This is a genomic window from Streptomyces sp. MMG1121 (assembly GCF_001280015.1).
In the GTDB taxonomy this organism is placed as follows: domain Bacteria; phylum Actinomycetota; class Actinomycetes; order Streptomycetales; family Streptomycetaceae; genus Streptomyces.
The window spans coordinates 93483-120060 of the sequence record NZ_LGDV01000202.1 but is presented as its reverse complement, the minus strand read 5'-3'; the positions used below and the strand labels follow the sequence as shown (position 1 = coordinate 120060).

General features: G+C 71.1%; 20 protein-coding genes. 5 read left to right on the top strand and 15 right to left on the bottom strand.

Going from position 1 to position 26578, the window contains the following annotated elements:
• Nucleotides 1-1725, bottom strand: coding sequence for an urease subunit alpha (locus ADK64_RS27290; RefSeq protein ID WP_053663022.1), 1725 nt, complete (start codon nucleotides 1723-1725; stop codon nucleotides 1-3).
• Nucleotides 1722-2429, bottom strand: a complete 708-nt coding sequence (gene ureA, locus ADK64_RS27285) for an urease subunit gamma (RefSeq protein WP_053663019.1) — start codon at nucleotides 2427-2429, stop codon at nucleotides 1722-1724. The genes ADK64_RS27290 and ureA overlap by 4 nt, the downstream gene beginning before the upstream one ends.
• 144 nt (nucleotides 2430-2573) lie before the next feature.
• On the opposite strand from ureA, the gene ADK64_RS27280 reads away from it, so the two are divergent.
• Nucleotides 2574-4022: a cytosine permease gene (locus ADK64_RS27280; RefSeq protein WP_053663017.1), complete on the top strand. Its 1449-nt coding sequence runs from the start codon at nucleotides 2574-2576 to the stop codon at nucleotides 4020-4022.
• On the opposite strand, the gene ADK64_RS27275 is transcribed toward ADK64_RS27280, so the two are convergent.
• The 6 genes from ADK64_RS27275 to ADK64_RS27255 all read right to left on the bottom strand — a co-directional run bounded on the left by ADK64_RS27275 (nucleotide 4019) and on the right by ADK64_RS27255 (nucleotide 10126).
• On the bottom strand, nucleotides 4019-5107 hold the full coding sequence (locus tag ADK64_RS27275; RefSeq protein WP_053663014.1) for a branched-chain amino acid aminotransferase: 1089 nt from the start codon (nucleotides 5105-5107) through the stop codon (nucleotides 4019-4021). The genes ADK64_RS27280 and ADK64_RS27275 overlap by 4 nt on opposite strands.
• Nucleotides 5108-5355: 248 nt before the next feature.
• The gene (locus ADK64_RS27270; protein WP_053663012.1) at nucleotides 5356-6399 is read right to left on the bottom strand and encodes a 3-isopropylmalate dehydrogenase; all 1044 of its coding nucleotides are present in this window, start codon (nucleotides 6397-6399) and stop codon (nucleotides 5356-5358) included.
• Between the two features lie 70 nt (nucleotides 6400-6469).
• The gene (locus tag ADK64_RS48470; RefSeq protein ID WP_107093100.1) at nucleotides 6470-6601 is read right to left on the bottom strand and encodes a hypothetical protein; all 132 of its coding nucleotides are present in this window, start codon (nucleotides 6599-6601) and stop codon (nucleotides 6470-6472) included.
• 285 nt (nucleotides 6602-6886) lie between these two features.
• A complete protein-coding gene (locus ADK64_RS27265) occupies nucleotides 6887-7426 on the bottom strand; it encodes a GNAT family N-acetyltransferase (protein WP_053663011.1) in 540 nt (179 codons plus the stop codon).
• A gap of 103 nt (nucleotides 7427-7529) precedes the next feature.
• Nucleotides 7530-9161, bottom strand: a complete 1632-nt coding sequence (gene pruA / locus ADK64_RS27260; protein ID WP_053663009.1) for an L-glutamate gamma-semialdehyde dehydrogenase — start codon at nucleotides 9159-9161, stop codon at nucleotides 7530-7532.
• A 38-nt stretch (nucleotides 9162-9199) separates the two neighbouring features.
• Nucleotides 9200-10126: a proline dehydrogenase family protein gene (locus tag ADK64_RS27255; RefSeq protein ID WP_053663007.1), complete on the bottom strand. Its 927-nt coding sequence runs from the start codon at nucleotides 10124-10126 to the stop codon at nucleotides 9200-9202.
• Nucleotides 10127-10290: 164 nt separating this feature from the next.
• Between ADK64_RS27255 and ADK64_RS27250 the strand changes: the two genes are divergently transcribed.
• A complete protein-coding gene (locus ADK64_RS27250; RefSeq protein WP_107093099.1) occupies nucleotides 10291-11595 on the top strand; it encodes a PucR family transcriptional regulator in 1305 nt (434 codons plus the stop codon).
• A 265-nt stretch (nucleotides 11596-11860) separates the two neighbouring features.
• Here ADK64_RS27250 and ADK64_RS27245 read toward each other — a convergent pair whose 3' ends face one another.
• Nucleotides 11861-12439 carry a TetR/AcrR family transcriptional regulator gene (locus tag ADK64_RS27245; RefSeq protein ID WP_053663003.1) on the bottom strand — a complete coding sequence of 193 codons (579 nt, stop codon included), beginning with the start codon at nucleotides 12437-12439 and terminating at the stop codon, nucleotides 11861-11863.
• 98 nt (nucleotides 12440-12537) lie between these two features.
• Between ADK64_RS27245 and ADK64_RS27240 the strand changes: the two genes are divergently transcribed.
• Entirely contained in the window at nucleotides 12538-14067 is a 1530-nt protein-coding gene (locus ADK64_RS27240) for an MFS transporter (RefSeq protein ID WP_053663001.1), read from the top strand.
• A gap of 77 nt (nucleotides 14068-14144) precedes the next feature.
• On the opposite strand, the gene serA is transcribed toward ADK64_RS27240, so the two are convergent.
• From serA to ADK64_RS27210, 6 genes are all read right to left on the bottom strand, one after another.
• Entirely contained in the window at nucleotides 14145-15734 is a 1590-nt protein-coding gene (serA, locus tag ADK64_RS27235) for a phosphoglycerate dehydrogenase (RefSeq protein WP_053662999.1), read from the bottom strand.
• Between the two features lie 244 nt (nucleotides 15735-15978).
• Nucleotides 15979-16977, bottom strand: coding sequence for a ketol-acid reductoisomerase (ilvC, locus tag ADK64_RS27230; RefSeq protein WP_053662997.1), 999 nt, complete (start codon nucleotides 16975-16977; stop codon nucleotides 15979-15981).
• A 131-nt stretch (nucleotides 16978-17108) separates the two neighbouring features.
• On the bottom strand, nucleotides 17109-17633 hold the full coding sequence (ilvN, locus tag ADK64_RS27225) for an acetolactate synthase small subunit (RefSeq protein ID WP_053662995.1): 525 nt from the start codon (nucleotides 17631-17633) through the stop codon (nucleotides 17109-17111).
• A gap of 21 nt (nucleotides 17634-17654) precedes the next feature.
• Nucleotides 17655-19502 (bottom strand): acetolactate synthase large subunit, encoded by a 1848-nt coding sequence (locus ADK64_RS27220; protein ID WP_199829717.1) that lies wholly within the window; start codon nucleotides 19500-19502, stop codon nucleotides 17655-17657.
• A gap of 350 nt (nucleotides 19503-19852) precedes the next feature.
• A complete protein-coding gene (locus ADK64_RS27215; protein ID WP_234384712.1) occupies nucleotides 19853-22879 on the bottom strand; it encodes a putative bifunctional diguanylate cyclase/phosphodiesterase in 3027 nt (1008 codons plus the stop codon).
• A 386-nt stretch (nucleotides 22880-23265) separates the two neighbouring features.
• Entirely contained in the window at nucleotides 23266-24207 is a 942-nt protein-coding gene (locus ADK64_RS27210; protein WP_107093098.1) for a 2-hydroxyacid dehydrogenase, read from the bottom strand.
• 75 nt (nucleotides 24208-24282) lie between these two features.
• On the opposite strand from ADK64_RS27210, the gene ADK64_RS27205 reads away from it, so the two are divergent.
• Both ADK64_RS27205 and ADK64_RS27200 read left to right on the top strand, forming a co-directional pair.
• On the top strand, nucleotides 24283-25281 hold the full coding sequence (locus tag ADK64_RS27205; RefSeq protein WP_053662989.1) for an aldo/keto reductase: 999 nt from the start codon (nucleotides 24283-24285) through the stop codon (nucleotides 25279-25281).
• A 127-nt stretch (nucleotides 25282-25408) separates the two neighbouring features.
• On the top strand, nucleotides 25409-26563 hold the full coding sequence (locus ADK64_RS27200; protein ID WP_053663055.1) for a PQQ-dependent sugar dehydrogenase: 1155 nt from the start codon (nucleotides 25409-25411) through the stop codon (nucleotides 26561-26563).
• The last annotated feature ends 15 nt before the right edge of the window (nucleotides 26564-26578 follow it).

Here is a 26578-nt window from a genome sequence, read left to right as displayed (position 1 = left end):
TTACAGGAAGTACAGGCGGTTGAGGGAGACGGAGTCGGCGGGTTCGGAGCGCAGCGGGTCGCCGTCGAGGGTGACCAGGCCGGTGCGCTGGTCGACGTCGACCGCTCCGGTACGGGCGTTCAGCCGGAGGTCGGCGGGGCCGATGCCCCGGGTGCCGCGCACGGCGACCCGGCGCCGGCGCGTGGGCATCGCGTCACTCCCCTGGTCCACGGCCGCCTGGGCGACGAACGCGACGGAGATGTCGGCGGGCGTGGCGCCGTACGAGCCGAACTGGGGCCCCAGGACGAGGGGTTCGCAGGTATCGGTGGCGGCGTTGGGGTCGCCGACGACGCCGTAGGCCGGGAAGCCGGACTTGAGGACGAGCTGCGGCTTGGCGCCGAAGTACTCGGGGCGCCAGAGCACGATGTCGGCGAGTTTGCCGGTCTCGATGGAGCCGACCTCGTGGGAGAGGCCGTGCGCGATGGCCGGGTTGATGGTCAGCTTGGCCATGTAGCGCAGGACGCGGGCGTTGTCGTCGTCCTCGCCGTCGCCCTCCAGCGGGCCGAGCTCGGCCTTCATCTTGCCGGCCATGGCGAAGGTGCGGCGCACGGTCTCGCCGGCCCGGCCCATGCCCTGGGCGTCGGAGGAGGTGATGCCGATCGCGCCCAGGTCGTGCAGCACGTCCTCGGCGCCCATCGTGCCCGCCCGGATCCGGTCGCGGGCCATGGCCGCGTCGCCGGGCAGGTCGGGCTTGAGGTCGTGGACGGAGACGATCATGCCGTAGTGCTCGGCGACCGCGTCCCGGCCGAAGGGCAGGGTCGGGTTGGTCGAGGAACCGATGACGTTCGGGACGCCGGCCATCTTCAGCACGTTTGGCACGTGCCCGCCGCCGCAGCCCTCGATGTGGAAGGCGTGGATGGTCCGGCCCTCCAGCACCTTGAGGGTGTCCTCGACCGACAGGCACTCGTTCAGCCCGTCGCTGTGCAGGGCGACCTGGACGTCGTGCTCCTCGGCGACCCGCAGGGCCGTGTCCAGCGCCCGGGTGTGCGCGCCCATGTCCTCGTGCACCTTGAAACCCGAGGCGCCCCCCTCGGCCAGCGCCTCGATCAGCGGCGCGTCCGAGGACGACGAACCCCGGCCCAGGAAGCCGATGTTGACCGGCCAGGCGTCGAAGGCGTTGAAGGCGTGCTTGAGCGCCCACGGCGAGTTGACACCCACACCCCACACCGGGCCGAACTCCTGCCCGATGATGGTCGTGACCCCGCTCGCCAGCGAGGCCTCCATGATGCGCGGCGACAGCAGGTGCACATGGGTGTCGACGGCACCCGCGGTGGCGATCAGCCCCTCGCCGGACACGATCGAGGTACCGGTGCCGACGACGACGTCGACGCCGTCGAGGGTGTCCGGGTTGCCGGCCCGGCCGACGGCGCAGATCCGCCCCTCGCGGATGCCGATGGACACCTTCCGGATGCCCTGCGCCGCGTCGATGACCACGACGTTGCTGATGACGACGTCACAGGTCTCGCGGACGGCGGCGGCCTTCAGGTGCAGTCCGTCGCGGGCGGTCTTGCCGAAGCCGGCCAGGAACTCGTCGCCGTAGCGCTGGGAGTCGGACTCGACCCGGACGGTCAGCCCGGAGTCGCCGAGGCGGATGCGGTCACCGGCGCGGGGACCGTGGGTGGCGGCGTAGGCGTGCGGGTCGACGTGGACCGACCGGCTCACCTCGCGTCCTTTCGAGCGGCTCATCGCTCCTCGCCTCCTTCCGGCGTGGCGTCCGTGGCGCCGAGATATCCGCAGGCCGCGGCCCGGCGCAGGGCCTCCCGCCTGGCACCGGGCGCGTCCAGCGGCCCGTCGACCAGCCCGGCGAAGCCGATCGCGACCCGCTCGCCGCCGATCGGCACGAGCCCGACCTGCTCGCTCTCGCCCGGCCCGAACCGGACCGAGGAACCGGCGGGCACGGCGAGCCGCATGCCGTAGGCCCGCTCGCGCACGAAGTCCAGCCGCGGGTTGGCCTCGAAGAAGTGGAAGTGGGAGGTGACCGAGACCGGCACGGTCGCGGTGTTGGTGACCGTGAGCCGGACCACCGGCTCGGGGTCGGCGTGCTCGGGTCCGGGCAGCAGCGCGCCCGGCGCCCGGCTGCCCAGCCCGCCGCCGATCGGCTCGGAGACCACCGCGAGACGCGAGCCGTCGTCGAAGACGGCCTCGACCATCACCTCGGTGACGACGTCCGCGACACCCGGCAGGACGTCGTCGGGGCCGAGCACCGAGCGGGCCGCCTCGATGGCCTCGGCCAGCCGCCTGCCGTCCCGGGCCGCCTCGCAGACCGTGTCCGCGATCAACGCCGTCGCCTCGGGCACGTTCAGCCGGAGCCCACGCGCCCGCCGGGCCCGAGCCAGCTCGGCGGCGCCGAACAGCAGCAGGCGGTCACGCTCCGTAGGGGTCAGTCTCACGTCCCGACACCTCCTTGCCTTCCTAACATTAGAACGCCACTCTAAACCTTAAATTCACGGATGGGAAACATTGACATCCGGAATCGGGTCACCCACATTGAACGTCGCTCTAAATTTCACGGTGGCCGTCGAAGGAGACCAGCCATGCCGATAGAACAGCGCGGAGTCGACACGATCCCGGAAGAGGAGCGGACCAGCGGTCCGCGCGACCTCGTATCGATCCTGCTCGGCTCCAACCTCTGCCTCGGAGTGATCATCTTCGGCTGGCTACCGCCGTCCTTCGGGCTCGGCTGGTGGTCGTCGGTGAGCGCGATCGTGGCGGGCACGGTGATCGGCACCCTGTTCACGGCGCCGCTCGCGCTGGTCTCCCTGCGCACCGCGACCAACCTGTCCACCTCCTCCGGCGCCCAGTTCGGCGTCCGGGGCCGGCTGGTCGGCTCGGTCGTCGGCCTGCTCCTCGCCCTCGGCTACACGGCACTGACCGTGTGGATCGGCGGTGACGTGATGATCGGCGTGCTCGGCCGGCTGTTCGGGCTGCCCGCGGACGGCGTGTCGTACGCCGTCGTCTACGCGGTCCTCGCGGCGGCCACGGTCGCGGGTGCGGTCTACGGCTACCGGGTGCTGCTCGCCATGTCCCGGGTCCTGGCGATCGGCATGACGGCCCTGCTGGCACTCGGTGTCCTCGCCTACGCGCCGCACTTCACCACCTCCGCGCTGCCGGGCGCGGGCGGCTATCTGCTGGGCTCCTTCTGGCCGACCTGGTTCCTGGCGGCCGTGGCGGCGGGCCTGTCCGGCCCCATCGCCTTCATCACGCTCCTCGGCGACTACACCCGCTACATGTCGCCGTCCCGGCACTCCAGCCGCCGGGTGCTGCACTCCACCTGGCTGGGCCTGGTCCTCGGCCTGCTGGTGCCGCAGCTGTTCGGCACCTTCACGGCGTACGCGGCCCACGCGGCCACCGAGTACGCGGGCCCGCTGGTGGGGGCCTCCCCCGGCTGGTACCTGATCCCGCTGCTGCTGTCCGCCTCCGCGGGCTCGGTCGGCAACGCGGGTCTGATGCTGTACTCCATGGGCCTCGACCTGGACGCGATCCTGCCCAAGGCCTCACGGGCGCGGGCCACCTACACGGTGGCCATCGTCGCCACCGCCTGTGTCTTCGTCGGCCACTACGCCTGGAACGCGCAGTCCGCGATGACGTCCTTCGTGCTGCTGCTCACCGCGATCGGCACTCCGTGGGCCGTCATCACCCTCATCGGCTTCGTCCGCTGCCGCGGTGTGTACGACGCCGACGCCCTTCAGGTCTTCAACCGCCGTTCACGGGGCGGGATCTACTGGTACCGGGCGGGCTGGAACGTGCGGGCGACCGCCTCCTGGGCGTCCGGCGCGCTGGTGGGTCTGCTGGCGGTGTCCCTGCCGTCGTACCAGGGCCCGCTGCTGCATCTGACCGGCGGCGTGGACTGCAGCTTCCTGCTGTCGGGTGCGGTCGGGGGGCTGGTGTACCTGCTGCTGACGTCCGGTGCGGAACGCAAGGGGGCCGCCGCGGAACTCGACGACGAGTCCGAGGCGGCCCTGAGTCTGTCCGCCGACCGTTAGCCGATCTCGTGCATCCAGCCGTGCTTGTCCTCCAGCGTCCCGCGCTGGAGGTCGAGGAGGGCCTGGCGCAGGCGGAGGGTGACCTCGCCGGGCTCTCCGCCGGACTGCTGCCACTCGACACCGTCCCGCTTGACCGTGCCGACCGGGGTGATCACGGCCGCGGTGCCGCAGGCGAAGACCTCGGTGAGGGTGCCGTTCGCGGAGTCGCGCTGCCACTGCTCGATCGAGACGCGGCCCTCCTCGGACGTGTAGCCGAGGTCGCGGGCGACGGCCAGCAGGGAGTCACGGGTGACGCCCTCCAGGATGGAGCCGGTCAGGGCCGGCGTGACGATCCTGTCGCCGTACACGAAGTACAGGTTCATGCCCCCGAGCTCCTCGACCCACTGGTGCTCGACCGCGTCGAGGTAGCAGACCTGGTCGCAGCCCTTGGCGGCGGCCTCGGCCTGGGCGAGCAGGGAGGCGGCGTAGTTGCCGCCGGTCTTGGCGTCGCCCATGCCACCGGGGACGGCGCGGACGCGGTCCTCGGAGACCCAGATCGACACCGGCCTCACGCCGCCCGGGAAGTACGCGCCGGCCGGGGACGCGATGACGATGAACAGGTACTCGTTGGCGGGCTTGACGCCCAGCCCGACCTCAGTGGCGATCATGAACGGGCGCAGGTAGAGGGACTCCTCGCCACCGTGCGCGGGCACCCAGTCCTTGTCCTGCTGGACCAGGAGGTCACAGGCCTCGATGAACGTCTCGACCGGCAGCTCGGGCATGGCGAGCCGCTTGGCGGAGCGCTGGAAGCGCTTGGCGTTCTGGTCCGGGCGGAAGGTGGCGACCGTGCCGTCGGGCTGGCGGTAGGCCTTCAGGCCCTCGAAGATCTCCTGGGCGTAGTGCAGGACGTTGGTCGCCGGGTCGAGCGGGATCGGCGCGTACGGAACGAGCTGGCCGTCGTGCCAGCCGCGGCCCTCCGTCCACTTGATCGTCACCATGTGGTCGGTGAAGTGGCGGCCGAATCCCGGATTGACCAGGATCGCCTCACGCTCGGCGGCGGCGAGGGGGCTGGCGGAGGGCTTGAGCTCGATCGTGGGCGTCGTCATGAGTGGTTGTCCTTCACCGGTTGTAGTGACGGGGCCGCGTTCACGCCCGCCGACTGCGACCAGCCAGTGCTAGGACGTCCGAGCATTCCCTCATATCGCGGCTCCGCGTTCGATTATCGCGCGGAGGCTGCGGCAGACGGAACCGGGGTGAAGGCGACCCAAGGGTTGATGGTGGCACCCGGCGGGGACATGCGGAAGCCGCCGGGTGGCCTTGCGACCCGGCGGCTTCTCGTGGTGGAGCGGCCGGGTCAGCCGGCTACTCGCGCGGCGAGCGCGTCGCCGATCTGCGCGGTGCTGCGGGCGCCCAGGGAGGAGCGCTCGGTCAGGTCCGCGGTGACGGCCGCGTCGATGCGGTCGGCCTCGGCGTCGTGGCCGAGGTGGCGCAGCAGCAGGGCGACGGACAGGACCGTGGCGGTCGGGTCGGCCTTGCCCTGGCCGGCGATGTCCGGGGCCGAGCCGTGGACCGGCTCGAACATGGACGGGAACTCGCGGCTGGGGTTGATGTTGCCGGAGGCGGCCACGCCGATGCCGCCGGAGACGGCCGCGGCGAGGTCGGTGATGATGTCGCCGAAGAGGTTGTCGGTGACGATCACGTCGAATCGGGCCGGGTCGGTGACCAGGTAGATCGTGGCCGCGTCGACGTGGATGTAGTCGGTGGTGACCTCGGGGAACTCCTTGGCCACCTGGTTGAAGACGTTCGTCCACAGGTGGCCGGCGAAGGTCAGCACGTTGTTCTTGTGGACCAGAGTGAGCTTCTTGCGCGGGCGGGCCTGGGCGCGGGCGAAGGCGTCGCGGACGACGCGCTCGACTCCGTAGGCGGTGTTGACGGAGACCTCGGTGGCGACCTCGTGCGCGGTGCCCTTGCGGATGGTGCCGCCGTTGCCGGTGTACAGCCCCTCGGTGCCCTCGCGGACGACGACGAAGTCGATCTCCGGCTGACCGGCGAGCGGGGTCGCCACGCCGGGGAGCAGCTTGCTCGGGCGCAGGTTGACGTGGTGGTCGAAGGCGAAGCGGAGCTTGAGCAGGAAGCCGCGCTCCAGGACGCCGGACGGCACCGACGGGTCGCCGATGGCGCCGAGCAGGATGGCGTCGTGCTTCTTCAGCGCGTCGAGGTCGGCGTCGGTGAGGGTCTCACCGGTGGCGTGGTAGCGCTGGGCCCCGAAGTCGTACTCCTTCGTCTCCAGCTTCACATCCTGCGGAAGCACGGCGGAGAGGACCTTCAGACCCTCGGACACGACCTCCTGGCCGATTCCGTCACCGGGGATCACTGCGAGATTGATGCTGCGAGACATGCGGGCACCCTACTCCTCGTCCCAGGTGATGACACGCGATGTCCGCCATGCGGACACCGCGTCGGCGCCGTCAGTGGCCGGTCTCGCCGCCGTTGTCGCGGCGGTCGAGGGCGCGCTGGAGGGCGGCGGCAGCGTTCTTGCGGTCGGTCTCGCTCGTGCGGGACGCGTGGCGGACGCGGCGGCGGACGGTCGTCTCGGCCATGGAAATCGACTCCTTCGGCAAACGCGAAGCACACAAAGGGATTTCGAGACGCCGGTGGGCGGGGAGCGGCGGGCCACAGGGGTTACCTGCACGGGCCCGGCTCACGACCGCCATTCGCTCGATCGAGCGATGCGTTCGGCTCCTACAAAGCTAAGCGAGCGCCCCGCATCTGTCTGCACAATTACTCGGACTTCCTACTATCTGAGACGGCGACCCCGACCACACCTCTCTGAGCTGGGCTTTCGTGCGTTCGAGGGAGCCCATACGGGCGCCGTCCGGGACCCGTCAGGCGACGTCCCCGTCGCGCCAGTCGAGGACGAGCTCCCGGGCGGGGTCGAGCGCCCCGGCGAGCGCGGGCCGGACGTACATGGCGCCCTCCTCCTGCGGCAGCCGCACGATGCCGCCCGGCGAGAGGGCGTGTACCTGCCCGTTCCAGCGCTGCCAGCCCCGGGCGGTGTACAGCGGGGCCCCCGCCGGGCTCGCCGAGAGCGCACCGAGGTCGTAGGCCCGCTCGATCACCCGCTCCAGCTCCGCCATCACCCGCCCGCCGAGCCCGCCGCGCCGCGCGTCGGGACGTACGGCGACGGCCTCGACGTATCCGGTGCGCAGCCACCGCCCCCGATGCCGCACCCGGCGCTGCACGACCGAGCCGTGCGCGGCCAGCCCGGCGTCGTCGTGCACGAGGACGTGCAGGCCGCCGAGCCCGTGATCCCAGTCCTCGGCGGAGAAGCCGCCGTCGAACGCGGCGTCCAACAGGGCACGGGCTGCGCCGAGTTCGGCGGGGTCGGCGTCGGCGGTGTGGACGAGGCGCACTCGGGTGGTCATGGCTCCACTATCGCCTGCCCCGCTCCCTGAACGGCGGGAAATGGAAACGGGCCGGGAGGACTGCTCCTGAGGCAGTCCTCCCGGCCCGGGTTCGCGGGGCTGATCAGCCCATGTGCGGGTAGGCGTAGTCGGTCGGCGCGACCAGCGTCTCCTTGATGGCGCGGGTCAGGGTCCAACGCAGCAGGTTCTGCGGGGCGCCGGCCTTGTCGTTGGTGCCGGAGGCGCGGCCGCCGCCGAAGGGCTGCTGGCCGACGACGGCGCCGGTCGACTTGTCGTTGATGTAGAAGTTGCCCGCGGCGAAGCGGAGCTTCTCCATCGTGTAGGCGGCCGCCGCGCGGTCGTTGGAGATGACCGAGCCGGTCAGGGCGTAGTCGGAGACCGACTCCATCTGCTCCAGCATCTCGTCGTACTTGTCGTCCTCGTAGACGTAGACGCCGAGGACCGGGCCGAAGTACTCCGTCCGGAAGATCTCGTTCTCCGGGTCGGTGGACTCGATGACGGTCGGGCGGACGAAGTAGCCGACCGAGTCGTCGTAGGAGCCGCCCGCGACGATCGTGCAGGTCGGGTCCTGCTTGGCGCGGTCGATCGCGGCCTTGTTCTTGGCGAAGGAACGGTCGTCGATCACGGCACCGATGAAGTTCGACAGGTCGGTGACGTCACCCATGGTCAGGTAGTCGACCTCGGCCGCGAACTCCTCCTTGAAGCCCGAGTTCCAGATGGAGGCCGGGATGTACGCGCGGGAGGTGGCGCTGCACTTCTGGCCCTGGTACTCGAAGGCGCCCCGGGTGAGGGCCGTCTTCAGGACCGCGCGGTCGGCGCTCGGGTGGGCGACCAGGAAGTCCTTGCCACCGGTCTCGCCGACCAGACGCGGGTAGGAGCGGTACTTCTCGATGTTGGTGCCGACCGTCTTCCACAGGTACTGGAAGGTCTTGGTCGAACCGGTGAAGTGGATGCCGGCCAGGTCGCGGTGCTCAAGGGCGACCTTGGAGACCTCGATGCCGTCACCGGTCACGAGGTTGATGACGCCCTTGGGCAGGCCCGCCTCCTCCAGCAGCTGCATGAGCAGCACGGCGGCGTGCGTCTGGGTCGGGGACGGCTTCCAGACCACCACGTTGCCCATCAGCGCGGGCGCGGTGGGCAGGTTCGCCGCGATGGCCGAGAAGTTGAACGGCGTGATCGCGTAGACGAAGCCCTCGAGCGGGCGGTGGTCCAGGCGGTTCCACACGCCCGGGGAGTTCGCCGGGGGCTGCTCGGCGAGGATCTGGCGCGCGTAGTGGACGTTGAAGCGCCAGAAGTCGACCAGCTCGCAGGGGCTGTCGATCTCGGCCTGCTGGGCGGTCTTGGACTGGCCGAGCATGGTGGAGGCGGCGATCGTCTCGCGCCAGGGACCGGCGAGCAGCTCGGCGGCGCGCAGGATGATCGCGGCGCGGTCGTCGAAGGACATCGCGCGCCAGGCCGGCGCGGCGGCCAGGGCCGCGTCGACGGCGTCCTGGGCGTCCTGCTGGGTGGCGTTGCGGCCCGTGCCGATGACGGCCTTGTGGTTGTGCGGCTGGACGACCTGGAAGGCTTCGCCGCCGCCCATCCGCTTCTCGCCGCCGATGGTCATCGGCAGCTCGATCGGGTTCTCGGCCAGCTCCTTGAGCTTGACCTCCAGCCGGGCACGCTCGGGCGAGCCGGGGGCGTAGCCGTGCACCGGCTCGTTGACGGGGGTGGGGACCTGGGTCACAGCGTCCATGAGATCCTTGACTCCTTGTACGTGAGCGGGTGTTCGGGTTAGCCCTTGCTGACCATCGAGCGGAGGAAGAAGCGCAGGTTCGCCGGCTTCTCCGCGAGACGGCGCATGAAGTAGCCGTACCAGTCGGTGCCGTAGGCGGTGTAGACGCGCATGCGGTGGCCCTCGGCGGCCAGTCGCAGGTGCTCCTCACCGCGGATGCCGTAGAGCATCTGGAACTCGTACTCGTCCAGTTTGCGCCCGGCCTGGTGGGCCAGCTCCTGGGCGATGGCTATCAGGCGCGGGTCGTGGGACCCGATCATCGGGTAGCCCCCGCCCTCCATCAGCGTCTTCAGGATGCGCACGTAGGCCTTGTCGATCTCGTGCTTCTGCTGGTACGCGACCTCGGCGGGCTCCTTGTAGGCCCCCTTGACCAGGCGGACGCGGCTGCCGGCCGCGGCGAGGCGGCGGGCGTCGGCCTCGGTGCGGAAGAGGTAGGCCTGGATGACGCAGCCGGTCTGCGGGAAGTCCTTCCGCAGCTCCTCGTGGATGGCGAACATCGAGTCGAGGGTGGTGTGGTCCTCGGCGTCCAGCGTCACGGTCGTACCGATGGCGGCGGCGGCCTCGACGACCGGGCGGACGTTGGCGAGCGCCAGCTCGTGGCCGCCGGGAAGCGCCTGGCCGAACATGGACAGCTTGACCGACATCTCGACCTTCTCGCCCAGCTCCAGCTCGCGCAGCCGGTCGATCAGCAGCAGATAGGCGTCCCGGGCGGCGGCGGCCTGCTCGGGGGTGGTGATGTCCTCGCCGACGACGTCCATCGTCAGCTCAAGGCCCTTGTCCGTCAGGTCCTTGATGATCGGGACGATGTCGTCCACGGCCTCGCCGGGGATGAAGCGGTCGACGACCTGCTTGGTCACCGGGGCCGCCGAGATCAGGCGTCGCATCCGGTCGCTGCGCGACGCGGCGAGAATCACGGGACCCAGCACGGGGCACCTCCACAGACAAGCACCGAAAAGGCCGCAACCCGACGATTCGGGTACGGCACGGAGAACCACCGTGAAACCTAAGGATCTCTCCGATCCTGAGCCATCGACAGCTGTCACGCATCCGTGCACTGGATCTCAGACAGTTGTATGAAGGCGGCCGGGAAATGAGGGAGAATGCCCGAGTGGCGGCGGATACTGGATCTTTTAACCGCAGGGGTGACTACCAGGAGCTGGTCGACGAGATCTCGGAGCTGCTGGGCGTCCCCGCGACCCTGGAGAACCGCGACTTCGAGCTGATCGCCTTCGGCGCGTACGACAGTGACGACGAGCTGGATCCGTCCGCGCTGGACCCGGTGCGCACCCGCTCGATCCTGACCCGGCGCTCCACGGCGACGGTCCGGTCCTGGTTCGAGGGCTTCGGCATCACCCGTGCGACCGGTCCGGTGCGGATCCCGCCGACCCCGGAGGCCGGTGTGTACCGCGGGCGGATCTGTCTGCCGGCCCGCCATCGGGGTGTCGTCCTCGGCTACGTCTGGCTGCTGGACAGCGATCCCGGGCCGACCGACGCGCAGCTGACCGCCGCGATGGGGGTGGCGGGCCGGATCGGGGCGCTGCTCGCGGGCGAGGCGGAGGCCGGGGCCGGACTGAGCCGGGAGCTGCGGGCGGTGCTCAGCGCGGAGCGCGGCTGGCAGCGGGACATGGCGGTGGCCGAGCTGCGCACCGCCCTCGGCGCCCGCGCGGACGGCCCGCTCACCCTGGTGTGCGTCGCCCCGTGGCCGTCGGCCGACCCGGACGACGCCCCGGCCGCCCGTACGATCCCCCATGCCGCGGCCCTGTGCACGCTTCCGTGGGGGGAGTCGGGGCAGAGTCTCGCGTTGCTGGTGCGGCTGCGGACCACGGAGGGGAGCAGTTCCGCGCTGGCGGCGGCCGGGCGGCTGCTGAAGGAGGCCGAGGCGGCGCGCGGGGCGCCGGGGGGCGCGGCGCGCGGGGCCGGGGCCCAGGTGGCCGCGGCGGCCGCCGCCGGATTCACCGCGGCGGCCCGGGCCGCCACCGGCGTCGGCTGCGCCGCCGGGGTCGGCGATCCCCGTGTCGGTCTGGGCGACCTGGCGGACCTGTGGCAGGAGGCCGTGGCCGCGGCGCGTGCGGCGCTGGCCGAGCCGCGGTTCGGGCCGGTCGCCGAGTGGGCGCGCATCGGGCCGTACCGGCTGCTGACCGCGCTGCCGCCGCACGCCGCGCACGACCCCGTCGCCGGCCCCCTCCTCTCCCCCGCCCACCGGGAGCTGGCCCGCACCGCCGAGGTCTATCTGGACCGCGCCGGCCAGGCGGGCCGCACGGCGGCGGAACTGGGCATCCACCGGCAGACCCTGTACTACCGGCTGTCCCGGGTGGAGCAGCTGACGGGCCTGGACCTGGACAACGGGGAGGACCGGCTGCTGCTGCACATGGCGTTGAAGCGGGCGCGGCTGTAGCCGGCTCGGCGGGTCATGCGCCGGTGCGAGCGGTGAGGGCTTCCGCGGGGCGGGCTCGTGGACCTCCGCCCGATGTGCGGGATCCGGTCGTCCGGTACGGTCCGGCGGCGACCGTGGACCAAGTCCACCCGGAGAGGCGGGAGTTGACCGGCGTGACCGAGCACGCGCCGCGTGCGCCGCGCGTGCGGGCGCACTGGACGAGCCGGGCCCCGGCCAGCCGTTCACCTGCCGCCACCCGGCCACCGTGAGGCACTTCGCGGACCCGTCAGTCCGTCCGGGTCGCTTCGATGATCTGCCGGAGACCCTCGGTGAGCACGTCCCCGTCCGGGGCGGTCTTCGCGTCGAACGTCCACTGCGCGATGAGCCCGGTCATCAGGGTCATGTAGAAGCGGCCGAGGGTGTCGGCCGTCTCGTCGGAGACCTCCTCCTCGGGCACGCCCTGGAGTACGGCCACGAGTCCGCGCCCGCCCTCGATCTGCGCCTGGGAGAGGTGCTCGCGCACCTCGGGCATGTCGATGGTCATGACCTCCATGCTGAGCCGCCACATCGAGTCCGGCTCCCGCATGGTGCCGACGATGTTCGACCACACCCACCGGAAGCGCTCCAGCGAGCCGGGCGCGCCGTCCACCACGGCGCCGTCACCCCCGCCGAAGATGCCGGACATGTTCTCCACGAGCGCGATGTAGGCCTGCGCGAGAAGCGCGTCCTTCGAGCCGTAGTGGTAGCCGATGGAGGCCAGGTTGGTCCCCGAGGCCTTGACGATGTCGCGTGCGGTGGTGCGCGCGAACCCCTTCTCCAGCAGGCAGCGCTTGGCGCCTTCGAGCAGATCCTCACGGTGTCCCATGCGGATCACCCTACTCCGCGATCCATACAGACGTCCTAGACGCATGATTTATACATGCGTTCTAGACAAGCGTTTAATACGCGCGTACATTTCTGGGCATGACGAACCTGACGAGCACCACCCCCACCGCCGGCGCCCGGGGCGCCCGCGCCGGACGCCGTGAGTGGACCGCTCTGGGCGTGCTGATGCTGCCGCTGCTGCTGGTCTCGATGGACGTCTCCGTCCTGTACTTCGCGACGCCCGCGATCAGCGCGGACCTGCACCCGAGCGGCACCCAGCAGCTGTGGATCTTCGATGTCTACGGCTTCGTCCTGGCCGGCCTGCTGATGACGATGGGCTCCCTCGGCGACCGCGTCGGCCGCCGCAAGCTGCTCCTCATGGGCGCCGCCGCCTTCGGCACCGCCTCGCTCCTCGCGGCCTACGCCAACAGCGCCGAGACCCTGATCGCGGCCCGCGCGGTCCTCGGCATCGGCGGCGCGACCCTGATGCCGTCCACCATGGCGCTGCTGCGCACGATGTTCACCGACCCCGGCCAGCGGGCGAAGGCGATCGGCCTGTGGTCCGGAGTGATGACCGGCGGTATCGCGCTCGGCTCGGTGATGAGCGGCATCCTGGTCGAGCACTTCTGGTGGGGCTCGGTCTTCCTGGTCAACCTGCCCGCGATGCTGCTCCTGCTGCTCCTCGGCCCGGTGCTGCTGCCGGAGTCCAAGAACCCGGACCCGGGCCGTTTCGACTGGGTGAGCGTCCCGCTGTCGATGGCCGCCGTGCTCCCCGTGATCTACGGTCTCAAGGAGATCCCCTCCGAGGGCTGGCACCCGCTGTACGTCGTCTCCGTCACCACCGGCCTGGTCTTCGCGGCCCTGTTCGTCCACCGGCAGCGCACGAGCGCCTCGCCGCTGATCCCGCCGGCCCTGCTGAAGGGCCGCGGCTTCACCCCGGCGCTGGTCCTGAACCTCGTCGCCGCCTTCGCCATGCTGGGCTCGGCCATCTTCACCACGCAGTACCTGCAGTCGGTCCTCGGCAAGAGCCCGCTGTCAGCGGCCCTGTGGAGCCTGCTGCCCTCGGTGTTCATCGGGCTGGCCGGTCCGCTCACCGCACTGCTCGTCCAGCGGGGCGTCAACCGGGGTTACGTCGTCGCCGGCGGCTTCGCGGCCATGACGGCCGGTTTCTCGATGCTGGCCTTCCTCGGCACCGACTCGCTGTGGCTGGCGCTCGCCGGGGCCGGCGTCCTCGCCTGCGGGATGGTCGCGATCACGTCCCAGCTGTTCGACCTGGCCATGCGCAGCGCCCCGCTGGAGCGGACGGGCACGGCCTCCTCACTGCTGGAGACCGGCACCGAGTTCGGCGGCGCGCTCGGCATGGCCCTCCTCGGCTCCATCGGTACGGCGATCTACCGCCACGAGATGCCGGCCTCCGCCCCGGCCGGGGCCCGCGAATCCGTGGGCGACGCCCTCGCCACGGCCGCACATCTCCCCGGCGGGGCCGGTGCGTCCCTCCTCGCCACCGCCCGCCAGGCGTTCACCGACGGCTTCCAGGGCGCGGCGATCGCCGGAGCGGTGGTGGTGGCGCTGGCATCGGTGGGGGCGGCGGTGACGCTGCGGAGGATCGACGTCAGCAACGAGAAGTAGGGCACGAGAAGTAGGGCACGAGAAAACGCCGGACGGGCTGAGAGGGATCTCAGCCCGTCCGGCGTTCGAGGATTGCCTCAGACCAGGTTCACCGAGCGGGCCGACGTGGCCCCGATCTCCGCCGCGACCTCGGCCAGCACACCGGCGGCCACCGTGTCGTCCACGGTGAGCACCGCCAGCGCCTCGCCGCCGACCGCCGCCCGCGCGACCTGCATGCCGGCGATGTTGATGCCCGCCTCGCCGAGGATGCGGCCGACGGTGCCGACGACACCGGGACGGTCCTCGTAGCGCAGGACGACCATGTGGTCGGCGAGCGCGAGGTCGACGTCGTACTCGCCGACCGCGACGATCTTCTGGAGGTGCTTGGGGCCGGCCAGCGTGCCGGAGACCGAGACCTCCTCGCCGTCCGCGAGGGTGCCGCGCACGGTGACGACGTTGCGGTGCTCGTTCGCCTCGGAGCTGGTGGTCAGCCGGACCTCGACGCCGCGCTCCTGCGCGAACAGCGGGGCGTTGACGTACGACACCGTCTCGGCGACGACATCCTCGAAGACGCCCTTGAGCGCGGACAGCTCCAGCACCTTCACGTCGTGCTGGGTGATCTCGCCGTAGACCTCGACGTCGAGGCGGTGCGCGACCTCGCCGGCGAGCGCGGTGAAGATGCGGCCGAGGCGCTCGGCGAGCGGCAGGCCGGGCTTGACGTCCTCGGCGATGACCCCGCCCTGGACGTTCACCGCGTCCGGGACCAGCTCGCCGGCGAGCGCCAGGCGCACGGACTTGGCGACCGCGATGCCCGCCTTCTCCTGCGCCTCGTCCGTCGAGGCACCGAGGTGCGGGGTGCACACGACCTGGTCCAGCTCGAACAGCGGCGAGTCGGTGCACGGCTCCTGGGCGTACACGTCGAGGCCGGCGCCGGCGACGCGGCCCTCCTTCAGCGCCGCGTACAGCGCCTCCTCGTCGACGATGCCGCCGCGCGCGGCGTTGACGACGCGCACGCTCGGCTTGACCTTGCGCAGCGCCTCGTCGCCGATCAGACCGAGGGTCTCGGGGGTCTTGGGCAGGTGGACGGTGATGAAGTCGGAGACCTCCAGCAGCTCGTCCAGGGACAGCACCTTGACGCCCATCTGCGCGGCCCGGGCGGGCTGCACGTAGGGGTCGTAGGCGACGACCTTCATGCCGAAGGCGGACATGCGCTGCGCGACGAGGGCACCGATGCGGCCGAGGCCGACGACACCGAGGGTCTTCTCCGCGAGCTCGACGCCGGTGTACTTGCTGCGCTTCCACTCGCCGTTCTTCAGCGCGCCGTTGGCCTGCGGGATGTTGCGGGCGGTGGCGAGGAGCAGACCACAGGCCAGCTCGGCGGCGGTCACGATGTTGGAGGTCGGGGCGTTGACGACCATCACGCCGGCCTTGGTGGCGGCGGAGACGTCGACGTTGTCGAGACCGACGCCGGCGCGGGCGACGACCTTGAGCTTCTTCGCCGCGGCGATGGCCTCGGCGTCGACCTTGGTGGCGGAGCGGATCAGGATCGCGTCGACATCGGCGATGGCGGGGAGCAGTTCGGCTCGGTCCGCTCCGTTGGTGTGCCGGATCTCGAAGTCCGGGCCGAGTGCGTCCACGGTCGCGGGCGACAGCTCTTCAGCGATGAGTACGACAGGTTTCGAGCTCACGTGAGGTCCTCACTAGTCCAATGCATGCGGACGGCCGTCCCGACGGCCGCAGGCTCAGGAGGGGGGCTAGCCGCGGAAGACGCACGACGCTGTGGGCCTGACGCGTGTTGTGCAGCAGTGTAGTGGCGCGGCGTGGGTCGTCTTGCGCCTCTGCGGAGAGATCACCCGTCCGGTGCTGGACGGGGTGGACAACAGATGGACGCAGGGGGCCGGAGCAGTCTGCCCCGGCCCCCTGACGTGAGGCTTACGCCTCCTCGTCCACCCAGCTCATCAGCTTGCGCAGCTGCTTGCCGGTGGTCTCCAGCAGGTGCTCGGAGTCCTGCTGCTTGTACTCGTTGTACTTCTTCAGACCGCCGTGGTACTCGTCCATCCAGTTCTTGGCGAACGTGCCGTCCTGGATCTCGGCGAGGACCTTCTTCATCTCGGCCTTGGTGGCGTCCGTGATGATCCGCGGGCCGGTGACGTAGTCGCCCCACTCGGCGGTCTCGGAGATGGACCAGCGCATCTTCTCCAGGCCGCCCTCGTACATGAGGTCCACGATCAGCTTCAGCTCGTGCAGGCACTCGAAGTAGGCGATCTCCGGCTGGTAGCCGGCCTCGGTCAGGGTCTCGAAGCCCGCCTTGACCAGCGCGGCCGTACCGCCGCACAGGACGGCCTGCTCGCCGAAGAGGTCGGTCTCGGTCTCCTCGGTGAAGGTCGTCTTGATGACGCCGGCGCGGGTGCCGCCGATGCCCTTGGCGTACGACAGGGCGAGCGCGAAGGCGTTGCCGGTGGCGTCCTGCTCGACGGCGGCGATGCAGGGAACGCCGCGGCCCTCCTCGTACTGACGGCGGACCAGGTGGCCCGGGCCCTTCGGGGCGACCATGCAGACGTCCACGCCGGCCGGGGGCTTGATGAAGCCGTAGCGGATGTTCAGGCCGTGGCCGAAGAACAGGGCGTCGCCGTCCTTGAGGTTGTCCTTGATGGACTCCTCGTAGACCTGGGCCTGGATCGGGTCCGGGACGAGGATCATGATGACGTCGGCCTCGGCGGCGGCCTCGGCCGGGGTCACCACGCGCAGGCCCTGCTCCTCGGCCTTCGCCTGGGACTTGGAGCCCTTGTGCAGACCGACACGCACGTCGACACCGGAGTCGCGCAGCGACAGCGCATGGGCGTGGCCCTGGCTGCCGTAGCCGATGACCGCGACCTTGCGGCCCTGGATGATGGACAGGTCGGCGTCAGCGTCGTAGAACAGCTCGGCCACTTTGGGTTCTCTCCTTGGTGTGCAGATGGTGCGTCCCACCGTATGCCGGTGAGCGGAAGGGAAGTTTCGGGGTCTCGGGATACGGGCGGCCGGCCCGTGACCGGCCGCCCGTTTTCAGCCGTACTCCAGCTTTACGCGGATCGGTCCAGAGCGCGCAGCGAACGGTCCGTGATCGAACGGGCGCCACGGCCGATCGCGATCGTGCCGGACTGGACCAGCTCCTTGATGCCGAACGGCTCCAGCATCTTGAGCATCGCGGACAGCTTCTCGCCGGATCCGGTGGCCTCGATGGTGACGGCGTCCGGGGAGACGTCGACGGTCTTGGCGCGGAACAGCTGGACGATCTCCACGATCTGGGAGCGGGTCTCGTTGTCGGCGCGCACCTTCACCAGAACGAGTTCGCGCTGAACGGCCTGACCGGGTTCCAGCTCGACGATCTTCAGCACGTTGACGAGCTTGTTGAGCTGCTTGGTCACCTGCTCCAGCGGGAGGTCCTCGACGCCCACCACGATGGTGATGCGGGAGATGTCGGGGTGCTCGGTGACGCCGACCGCGAGGGAGTCGATGTTGAAGCCGCGGCGCGAGAACAGGGCGGCGATCCGGGCCAGGATGCCCGGCGTGTTCTCCACCAGGACGGAGAGCGTGTGCTTGGACATGATCTTTTACGTCTCTCTCGCTCAGTCGTCTTCGTTGTCGCCGAAGTCGGGGCGGACGTCCCGGGCGGCCATGATCTCGTCGTTGGAAGTGCCGGCGGCGACCATCGGCCAGACCATCGCGTCCTCGTGGACGATGAAGTCGACGACGACCGGGCGGTCGTTGATGGAGTTCGCCTCCGCGATGACCTTGTCCAGGTCCTCCGGGCGCTCGCAGCGCAGACCCACGCAGCCCATCGCCTCGGACAGCTTCACGAAGTCCGGCACGCGCGTGCCCCTGGCCTCGGGGTTGATGTCCTCGGGGCCGCTGTGCAGCACGGTGTTGGAGTAGCGCTGGTTGTAGAAGAGGGTCTGCCACTGGCGGACCATGCCGAGGGCGCCGTTGTTGATGATGGCGACCTTGATCGGGATGTTGTTCAGCGCACAGGTGGTCAGTTCCTGATTGGTCATCTGGAAGCAGCCGTCGCCGTCGATCGCCCAGACCGTCTCACCGGGCTGTCCGGCCTTGGCGCCCATCGCGGCCGGGACCGAGTAGCCCATCGTCCCGGCGCCGCCGGAGTTGAGCCAGGTGGCGGGCTTGTCGTACTGGATGAAGTGCGCGGCCCACATCTGGTGCTGGCCGACGCCCGCGGCGAAGATCGTGCCCTCGGGGGCGAGCTGCCCGATGCGCTCGATGACGGCCTGCGGGGACAGGGAGCCGTCTCCGGGCTCGTCGTAGCCGAGCGGGTAGGTCTCGCGCCAGCGGTTCAGATCGCTCCACCAGGCGGTGTAGTCGCCCTTGTGACCCTCGCTGTGCTCCTTCTGCACGGCCTGGACCAGGTCGGCGATGACCTCGCGGGCGTCGCCGACGATCGGCACGTCGGCCTCGCGGTTCTTGCCGATCTCGGCCGGGTCGATGTCGGCGTGGACGATCTTGGCGTACGGGGCGAAGCTGTCCAGCTTGCCGGTGACGCGGTCGTCGAAGCGGGCTCCGAGGGCGACGATCAGGTCGGCCTTCTGCAGCGCGGTGACAGCGGTGACCGCACCGTGCATGCCCGGCATTCCCACGTGCAGCGGGTGGCTGTCGGGGAACGCGCCGAGCGCCATCAGGGTGGTGGTGACGGGCGCTCCGGTGAGTTCGGCGAGGACCTTCAGCTCGGCGGTGGCGTGCGCCTTGAGGACGCCGCCGCCGACGTAGAGGACGGGCTTCCGGGCGGCGGTGATCAGCTTGGCCGCCTCGCGGATCTGCTTGGCGTGCGGCTTGGTCACCGGGCGGTAGCCGGGCAGGTCCATGGTGGGCGGCCAGGAGAAGGTCGTCTTCGCCTGGAGGGCGTCCTTGGAGATGTCGACCAGGACGGGGCCCGGGCGGCCGGTGGAGGCGATGTGGAACGCCTGCGCGATGACCCGCGGGATGTCCTCGGCCTTGGTGACGAGGAAGTTGTGCTTGGTGATCGGCATCGTGATGCCGACGATGTCCGCCTCCTGGAAGGCGTCCGTACCGATCGCCTTGGACGCGACCTGCCCGGTGATCGCCACGAGCGGCACCGAGTCCATGTGCGCGTCGGCGATCGGGGTCACCAGGTTGGTGGCGCCGGGACCGGAGGTCGCCATGCAGACGCCGACCTTGCCGGTGGCCTGCGCGTAGCCGGTGGCCGCGTGACCGGCACCCTGTTCGTGACGGACCAGCACGTGCCGGACCCGCGTCGAGTCCATCAACGGGTCGTAGGCCGGAAGGATCGCACCGCCGGGAATGCCGAATACCGTGTCCGCGCCGACCTCCTCGAGGGAGCGGATGAGGGACTTCGCACCCGTGACGTGCTCGACGGGGGCGGACTGCTGTCCTCCGGATCGGGGCCGCGGCTGCGGATGGGCCCCGGTGGCCTGCTCGGTCATCGGCATTCTCTTCTCGATGCTGAGGGTTTTTGCGAGGTTTGTACGGAGTTCAAGCGCTGCACGATCGGTGCTCGTGCAACAAAAAACCCCTCGTGCCGTAAGGCAAGCGAGGGGAGCGCGCCGGTGAGGTCGCTGGGGATTCCGGATCGTCCTCCGGTGGGTCCCAGCTCAGCCGACGCGCTGTCCAAGTACGAGAATTCGGGTGCGCATGGCACTGACCCTCCCTCTGACGCGCACCACGTGTCAAGTGGGTGGGACGGGAGTCTCAGAATGTGAGCGAAGGGCACTGCCGCCTCCGTGGACAGCGGGAACACCCCCTGTCTACACCCCCGTGACCCACCTTGGCTCGTTCATCTCCGGGGCGCACCCGTCGGCGCCGGGGCCACCACCGTGCTCAGCCCCTCGGGCCTGCGCGCGGCCGGGCCGTCGACCCCGACGCGCCCTTGTGGCTCGCGCACCCCGCCCGCGAACGCCGGTTCGGCCGGCGGGTGCGGCACCGGGTAGTGGCCGGATCCGAGCGCCCGGCGCAGCCGGTACTCGTCCACGGGCCCCGCGAACGCCATGCCCTGCCCGTGTGTGCAGCCCATCGCGCGCAGCGCGACGACCTGCTCCGGAAGGTCCACGCCCTCGGCCACGGACTGCAGCCCGAGATCGCCCGCGATCCGCAGCAGACCGCTGGTGATCTTGTGCAGCCGCGCGGACTCCACGACGCCCTCGACCAGGCTGCGGTCGAGTTTCAGGATGTCGACCGGGAGCCTTCTGAGGGCCGTGATGGCCGCGTAGCCGCTGCCGAAGCCGTCCAGCGCGATCCGCACCCCGAGCCGGCTGAGCGCGGTCAGCCGCCGCTCCAGCTCCTCCAGGGAGATACGCGGGTCGGTGTCGGACAGCTCCACGACCAGCGCGCCGGGCGGCAGCCCGTGCCGGGTCAGCAGCGCCTCCACCGAGCCGAGCGGCATGGAGCGGTCCAGCAGCCTGCGGCCGCTCATCCGGACGGTCACCGGCATGACGAGCCCGGTCGCGGCCCGCTCGGCCGCCTGCCCGACGGCCTCCTGCAGGATCCAGCGGTCCAGCTCGGCGGTCTTGTCGCCGTCATCGGTCACCCGCAGGAACTCGGCCGGGGTGAACAGCACCCCCTGCGAGGAGCGCCAGCGCGCCTGTGCGGAGACCGCGGTGATGCGGCCGCTGTCCAGGCACACCACCGGCTGGTGCAGCAGCGCGAACTCGCCGTCGTGCAGCGCGGCACGCAGCCGCGTGGCCAGCTCCGCCTTGCGTACGACATCTTGCTGCATCTGCGGCTTGTACAGCTCGACCCGGCCCTTCCCGGCCGATTTCGCGCGGTACATCGCGAGGTCGGCGTTGCGCAGCAACTCGCCCGCGCCAAGCCCCTGTTCGGCGAAGGCGACGCCGATGGACGCGTTGACCCGGACATCGTTGCCGTCGATGGCGTAGGGCTGGGAGAGGGTCATCCTGAGACGGTCGGCGAGCTCCACGATGTTGCGCTCCCGGGCGGCACGGTCGCGGGTGCCGTCCCCGACGATCAGGGCCGCGAACTCGTCGCCGCCGAGCCTGGAGGCGGTGTCCCCCTGCCGGACCGCGTCCTGGAGCCTGCGGGCCGCCTGGACGAGCAGCGCGTCCCCGGCCTGGTGCCCGATCGTGTCGTTGACGGCCTTGAAGCCGTCCAGGTCGATGAAGAGCACGGCCGTACCCCGCAGGGCGGCGCCCCGGTCGGTGGCGCGCCGGCCGGACAGGGCCTGCTGGACGCGCCGGGTGAACAGCGCGCGGTTGGGCAGGTCGGTCAGCGGGTCGTGTTCGGCGTTGTGCTGCAACTGCGCTTGCAGACGCACTCTTTCGGTCACGTCCCGGCTGTTGAAGATCAGCCCGCCGTGGTGGCGGTTGACGGTCGACTCGACGTTGAGCCAGCCGCCCTCGCCGGAGCGGAAGCGGCACTCGATACGGGTGGTCGGCTCCTCCAGCGGGCTGGCGACGAGGAAGCGCCGCACCTCGTGCACCACGCAGCCCAGGTCCTCCGGATGGATGAGCGCGGCCAGCTCGGTGCCCACCAGATCCTCGGCGGGGCGGCCGTAGACCCCTGCGGCGGCCGGGGAGACGTACCGGAGCATGCCGTTGGGTGCCGCGATCATGATGACGTCGCTGGAGCCCTGCACCAGGGAGCGGAAGTGGTTCTCCTTCTGCGCCAGTTCCTGGGTGAGGGTGATGTTGTCCAGCAGCATGATGCCCTGCCGGATCACGAGCGCGAGCACGACCGCGCCCGCCGTGATCAGCACGACGTGGTCGGGCCGGCGGCCGTTGAGGACGTTGTACAGGATGCCCAGGGTGCACACGGCGGCGGCGAGGTACGGGGTGAGCGCGGCGAGGGAGCCGGTGAGCGGGCGACCGGCCGGGTAGCGGCCGTGGTCGCCGCCCGGAGCGGACGCGGGCGCCGGGTGGTGGCCCGTGCCGCGCTGTCCGGGCACGTGCTCGTGGACCACGCGCGTGTGCCCGTCCGGTACGTGCGCCTTCGGTGCTCCTCCGTGCCGGGGTGCGGCCCAGGGGGCGTAGGCGAGCAGCAGCGAACCGGCGAACCAGCCGGCGTCCAGCAGCTGTCCGGAGCGGTAACTGCTGTGCAGCAGCGGGGAGGTGAACAGCGCGTCGCACATGACGGTCAGCGCGAGCGCGCCGATCGCGGTGTTCACCGCCGTACGGCTGCCCGGGGTGCGGCGGAAGTGCAGCGCGAGCACCATGCTGACGAGCGCGATGTCGAGCAGCGGGTACGCCAGCGACAGCGCGGTGTGCGCCACGCTCGGTCCGTCGAAGCGGGCCGCCTGGGCGAGCGCGAGGCTCCACGACAGCGTCAGCAGTGAGCCGCCGATCAGCCAGGCGTCCAGCCCCAGACAGATCCAGCCGGCCCTGGTCACCGGCCGTTTGGCCAGCACCAGCAGGCCCACGATGGCGGGCGGGGCGAAGCACAGGAAGAACATGTCGGCGTAGCTGGGCGTGGGCACGGGCCGGCCGAGGACCACCTCGTACCACCCCCAGACCGCGTTGCCCAGGGACGCCATCGTCGACGACAGGGCGAACAGCAGCCAGGCCGACCGGAAGCGGACGCGCGGGCTGCGGGCGTAGAGGAAGCAGGAGACGGCGGCGGTGCCCGCCGCCGCGCTCAGTCCGAAGTCGCCCATGACCAGAGCCACTGTGCGGGTACCCCAGTCGAACGCGGCCCCGACGGCGTAGGTCGCGCAGACCAGGGCGAGGACGAGCTGTTCCGTCACGCGCGCGCGCTCGCCGGCGGCCGGCCGGCGGGGCGGCGGTACCTCCTGCGGATGCGGTGCGCGCACCGCGCCGTCGAGCGCGGTCGTCACAGCGGGCGGCGCAGTCACCGGGGCCTCCCGGTCCGCGCAGTTCCCGCGTCCCGCCGGTCCCGGTGCGTTGGGTGCGCATGCCTCCTGCGGCCGCCCGGCCTGCGCGGGTGGTGACTGTGATGGCCGGTGTGGTGGCCGCGCCTGCGCGTGGCCGTGCGCCAGGGTCGCCGTCGGCGGCTCCGCCGCGTCGGATCGTTCGTCCATAGGCCGTGCATCGCCCGTCGCCCCCCTCACAAATCTGAAATGTCCATCCCCGGCGCCGAAACAGTCAGCGGCGCAGCCCCTGTCGGGACGATACACCAGGATCGTCACTCAGGGACATAGCTTCTCTACGCTCCGTGACGACCAGCGGATATGCGTGTACCCCCCGCGTCCGTAAGGCTGCGGAGGGTACCGGAACCGGATTACGCCCCCGTGGTGAGGATCACGTTCCGCAGCGGCTCCCGGTTCACGAACCGGGTCAGCTGGTCGACGAGCAGCCGCTTGGCGCGGGGCAGGAAAGCCGAGGTGGGCCCGCCGACGTGCGGGCTGATGAGCACGCCCGGCGCCTGCCACAAGGGGTGTCCGGGCGGCAGCGGCTCGGGGTCGGTGACGTCGAGGGCCGCGGTGATCCGGCCGGTCTTCAGCTCCGCGAGGAGCGCGTCGGTGTCCACGACGGGGCCGCGTGCGACGTTGACGAGCAGCGCGCCGTCCTTCATCCCGGCGAGGAAGTCCGCGCTGGCCAGCCCCTTCGTCTGTGCCGTCAAGGGAGTGGAGAGGATCACGACATCGGCGTGTGGAAGCAAAGAGGGCAAAGAGGTGAGCGGATGCACGGGACCGCGCGCCGTGGTGCGCTCGGAGCGCGCGACGCGCGCCACCCGCGCAAGTTCGAACGGTGCGAGCCGGTCCTCGATGGCGGCGCCTATCGAGCCGTAGCCGACGATGAGGACGGTCTTGTCGGCCAGAGCGGGCCGGAATCCGCCACGCCACTGCCCGCGGTCCTGGGCCCGCACGAAGTCGGGGACGCCGCGCAGCGAGGCGAGGACGAGGGTCAGCGCCAGCTCGGCGGTGCTGGCCTCGTGCACCCCGCGCGCGTTGCACAGCCGCACGCCGGCGGGCAGGTGGCGCAGACCCGGATCGAGCTGGTCGGTCCCGGCCGACAGCGTCTGTACGACCTGGACGGCTGCCATGCCGGGCAGCGGGCGCAGGACCGCCGTGGGCGGCTTCATGTAGGGCACGACGTAGAAGGCACAGCCACCCGGGTCGCCGGGGAACTCCTCGCCCCCGTCCCAGAACAGGTACCGGGGCCCCTCGGGAAGCCCCTCGATCTCCTCCGGCGGGATGGAAAGCCACACGTCAGCACTCATACCAAGGAGGCTATGTCAGGGGGGTGAGATCGCAGAGGTTAGGTTGGGAGCCAGGAGAGGGAGGTTCACGAGCAGGTGGAGCGCAGGACGATCGGCGCGGGGGCGCTCGCGGTGGGGGCCGTCGGACTCGGATGCATGCCGATGAGCTGGGCGTACAGCGGGTCGCGGCAGCGGGGTGAGGAGTCGCTCAGAACGGTGCACCGAGCGCTGGACCTGGGCTCGAACCTCCTGGACACGGCGGACATGTACGGCCCGTTCACCAATGAGCTGCTGCTCGGCCGGGTGCTGAAGGAGCGGCGCGGGGACGCGTTCGTGTCCACGAAGGCGGGGCTGCTGGTGGGTGAGCAGCACATCGTGGCCAACGGCCGCCCGGGATACGTCAGACGCGCCTGCGACGCCTCCCTGCGCCGCCTCCAGACGGATGTGATCGACCTCTACCAGCTGCACCGCGCCGACCCGGAGATCCCGATCGAGGAGACGTGGGGCGCGATGGCGGAGCTGGTGCGGGCCGGCAAGGTACGGGCGCTGGGCCTGTGCGCGGTCGGGGCGCGCGGCGGGCGGCGCTCGGGCGGCGGGCTGTACGACGGAACCCTGCGCCAGTTGCGGCGGGTGCAGCAGGTGTTCCCGGTGGCCGCGGTGCAGGCGGAGTTGTCGGTGTGGTCGCCGGAGGCACTCGAGGGGCTGCTGCCGTGGTGCGAGGCGCGGGGTGTGGGTTTCCTCGCGGCGATGCCGCTGGGCAACGGCTTCCTGACCGGCACGCTGACCCCGGGCGAGGGCTTCGAACCGGACGACCTGCGCGCCCGGCACCCCCGGTTCACCGCCGAGATGATGGCGGCCAACCAGCCGATCGTCGCGGGCCTGCGCCGCGTCGCCCGCCGGCACGGCGAGGCCGTCACCCCGGCCCAGGTGGCGCTGGCCTGGGTGCTGGCCCAGGGGCACCATGTGATCGCCCTCCCGGGCACGAAGCGGGAGCGCTGGGCCGCGGAGAACGCGGCGGCGGCCGGTCTGCGCCTGACCGGACAGGACGCGGCGGAGGTGTCCCGGCTGCCTGCGGCGCAGGGGTCGTGGGACTGAACTGGCATCTGTCCGGCCCGGGTTGCGCGGGATCGGGCGTCCGGGTGGGATGGGCGGTGCGGGAGAGGGGAGGCGGCGGCGGGCCGTCGGCCCCGCGGTGAACCGCTGTCTCGAAGGGATCGTCATCGTGCGACGTCGAGCTGTACCGGCCGTGCTGGCCGCGGCCGCCCTCCTGCTGGCGGCGGGCTGCTCCGCGGGCAGCGCGGGATCGCCGGGCGACGGCCCCGCGACGCCGGGCGGTACGGCGCCGGGCGGCTCCGCGCGGGCCACCGGGTCCGCCGCGCCCGCCAAGGGCTCGGTGAAGGTGCTGCGCACCGTGACCGAGGGGCTGAAGACCCCGTGGGGACTGGCCCCGCTGCCCGGCGGCGGTCTGCTGGTGTCCTCCCGTGACGACGGGACGATCATCCGGGTGGACGAAAAGACCGGCGCGAAGACCGAGTTGGGCCAGGTCTCCGGAGTCTCCCCGGCCGGCGAGGGCGGCCTGCTCGGCATCGCCCTCTCCCCCGGCTTCGCCTCGGACCACATGATCTACGCCTACTTCACGACCGCCTCCGACAACCGCATCGCCCGCCTGCTCTACGACGAGCGGAAACCGCCCGGTGAGCAACTGGGCGCTCCGGACACGGTGTTCAAGGGCATCCCCAAGGGCTCCGTGCACAACGGCGGCCGTATCGCGTTCGGCCCCGACGGCATGCTGTACGCGGGCACCGGCGAGAGCGGCGAACGGGGGGCGGCCCAGGACAGGAAGTCCCTGGGCGGCAAGATCCTGCGCCTGACCCCGGACGGCGAACCGGCACCGGGCAACCCCTTCCCGGGCTCGCCGGTGTACTCGTACGGCCACCGCAACGTCCAGGGCCTGGCCTGGGACGGCCAACAGCGGCTGTACGCATCGGAGTTCGGGCAGGACACCTGGGACGAGCTGAACGCGATCAAGCCCGGCGGCGACTACGGCTGGCCGGTCGCCGAGGGCAGGTCCTCCGACGCCGCCTTCCAGAACCCGCTGGCCCAGTGGCACACCGACGACGCCTCCCCCAGCGGCATCGCCTGCGTGGGCGGCGTGATCTGGATGGCGGGCCTGAAGGGACAGCGTCTGTGGCGCATCCCGCTGAAGGGCACGCAGGCGGCGGCCGCCCCGCAGGCCTTCCTCACCGGCACCTACGGCCGCCTGCGCACGGTGGTCGCGGCGGCCGGCGACAAGGTCTGGCTGGTGACGAGCAACACGGACGGCCGGGGCAGGCCGAAGCAGGGGGACGACCGGGTGCTGGAGGCGCAAGTGAGGTGAGAGGCGCGGCCGGCG

Bases quoted from the DNA above. Each gene is read 5' to 3' on its own strand.
- ADK64_RS27290 (WP_053663022.1), bottom strand. From the start codon at position 1,725: ATGAGCCGCTCGAAAGGACGCGAGGTGAGCCGGTCGGTCCACGTCGAC.
- ADK64_RS27280 (WP_053663017.1), top strand. From the start codon at position 2,574: ATGCCGATAGAACAGCGCGGAGTCGACACGATCCCGGAAGAGGAGCGG.
- ADK64_RS27275 (WP_053663014.1), bottom strand. From the start codon at position 5,107: ATGACGACGCCCACGATCGAGCTCAAGCCCTCCGCCAGCCCCCTCGCC.
- ADK64_RS27270 (WP_053663012.1), bottom strand. From the start codon at position 6,399: ATGTCTCGCAGCATCAATCTCGCAGTGATCCCCGGTGACGGAATCGGC.
- ADK64_RS48470 (WP_107093100.1), bottom strand. From the start codon at position 6,601: ATGGCCGAGACGACCGTCCGCCGCCGCGTCCGCCACGCGTCCCGCACG.
- ADK64_RS27265 (WP_053663011.1), bottom strand. From the start codon at position 7,426: ATGACCACCCGAGTGCGCCTCGTCCACACCGCCGACGCCGACCCCGCC.
- pruA (WP_053663009.1), bottom strand. From the start codon at position 9,161: ATGGACGCTGTGACCCAGGTCCCCACCCCCGTCAACGAGCCGGTGCAC.
- ADK64_RS27250 (WP_107093099.1), top strand. From the start codon at position 10,291: ATGAGGGAGAATGCCCGAGTGGCGGCGGATACTGGATCTTTTAACCGC.
- ADK64_RS27245 (WP_053663003.1), bottom strand. From the start codon at position 12,439: ATGGGACACCGTGAGGATCTGCTCGAAGGCGCCAAGCGCTGCCTGCTG.
- ADK64_RS27240 (WP_053663001.1), top strand. From the start codon at position 12,538: ATGACGAACCTGACGAGCACCACCCCCACCGCCGGCGCCCGGGGCGCC.
- ilvN (WP_053662995.1), bottom strand. From the start codon at position 17,633: ATGTCCAAGCACACGCTCTCCGTCCTGGTGGAGAACACGCCGGGCATC.
- ADK64_RS27220 (WP_199829717.1), bottom strand. From the start codon at position 19,502: ATGACCGAGCAGGCCACCGGGGCCCATCCGCAGCCGCGGCCCCGATCC.
- ADK64_RS27210 (WP_107093098.1), bottom strand. From the start codon at position 24,207: ATGAGTGCTGACGTGTGGCTTTCCATCCCGCCGGAGGAGATCGAGGGG.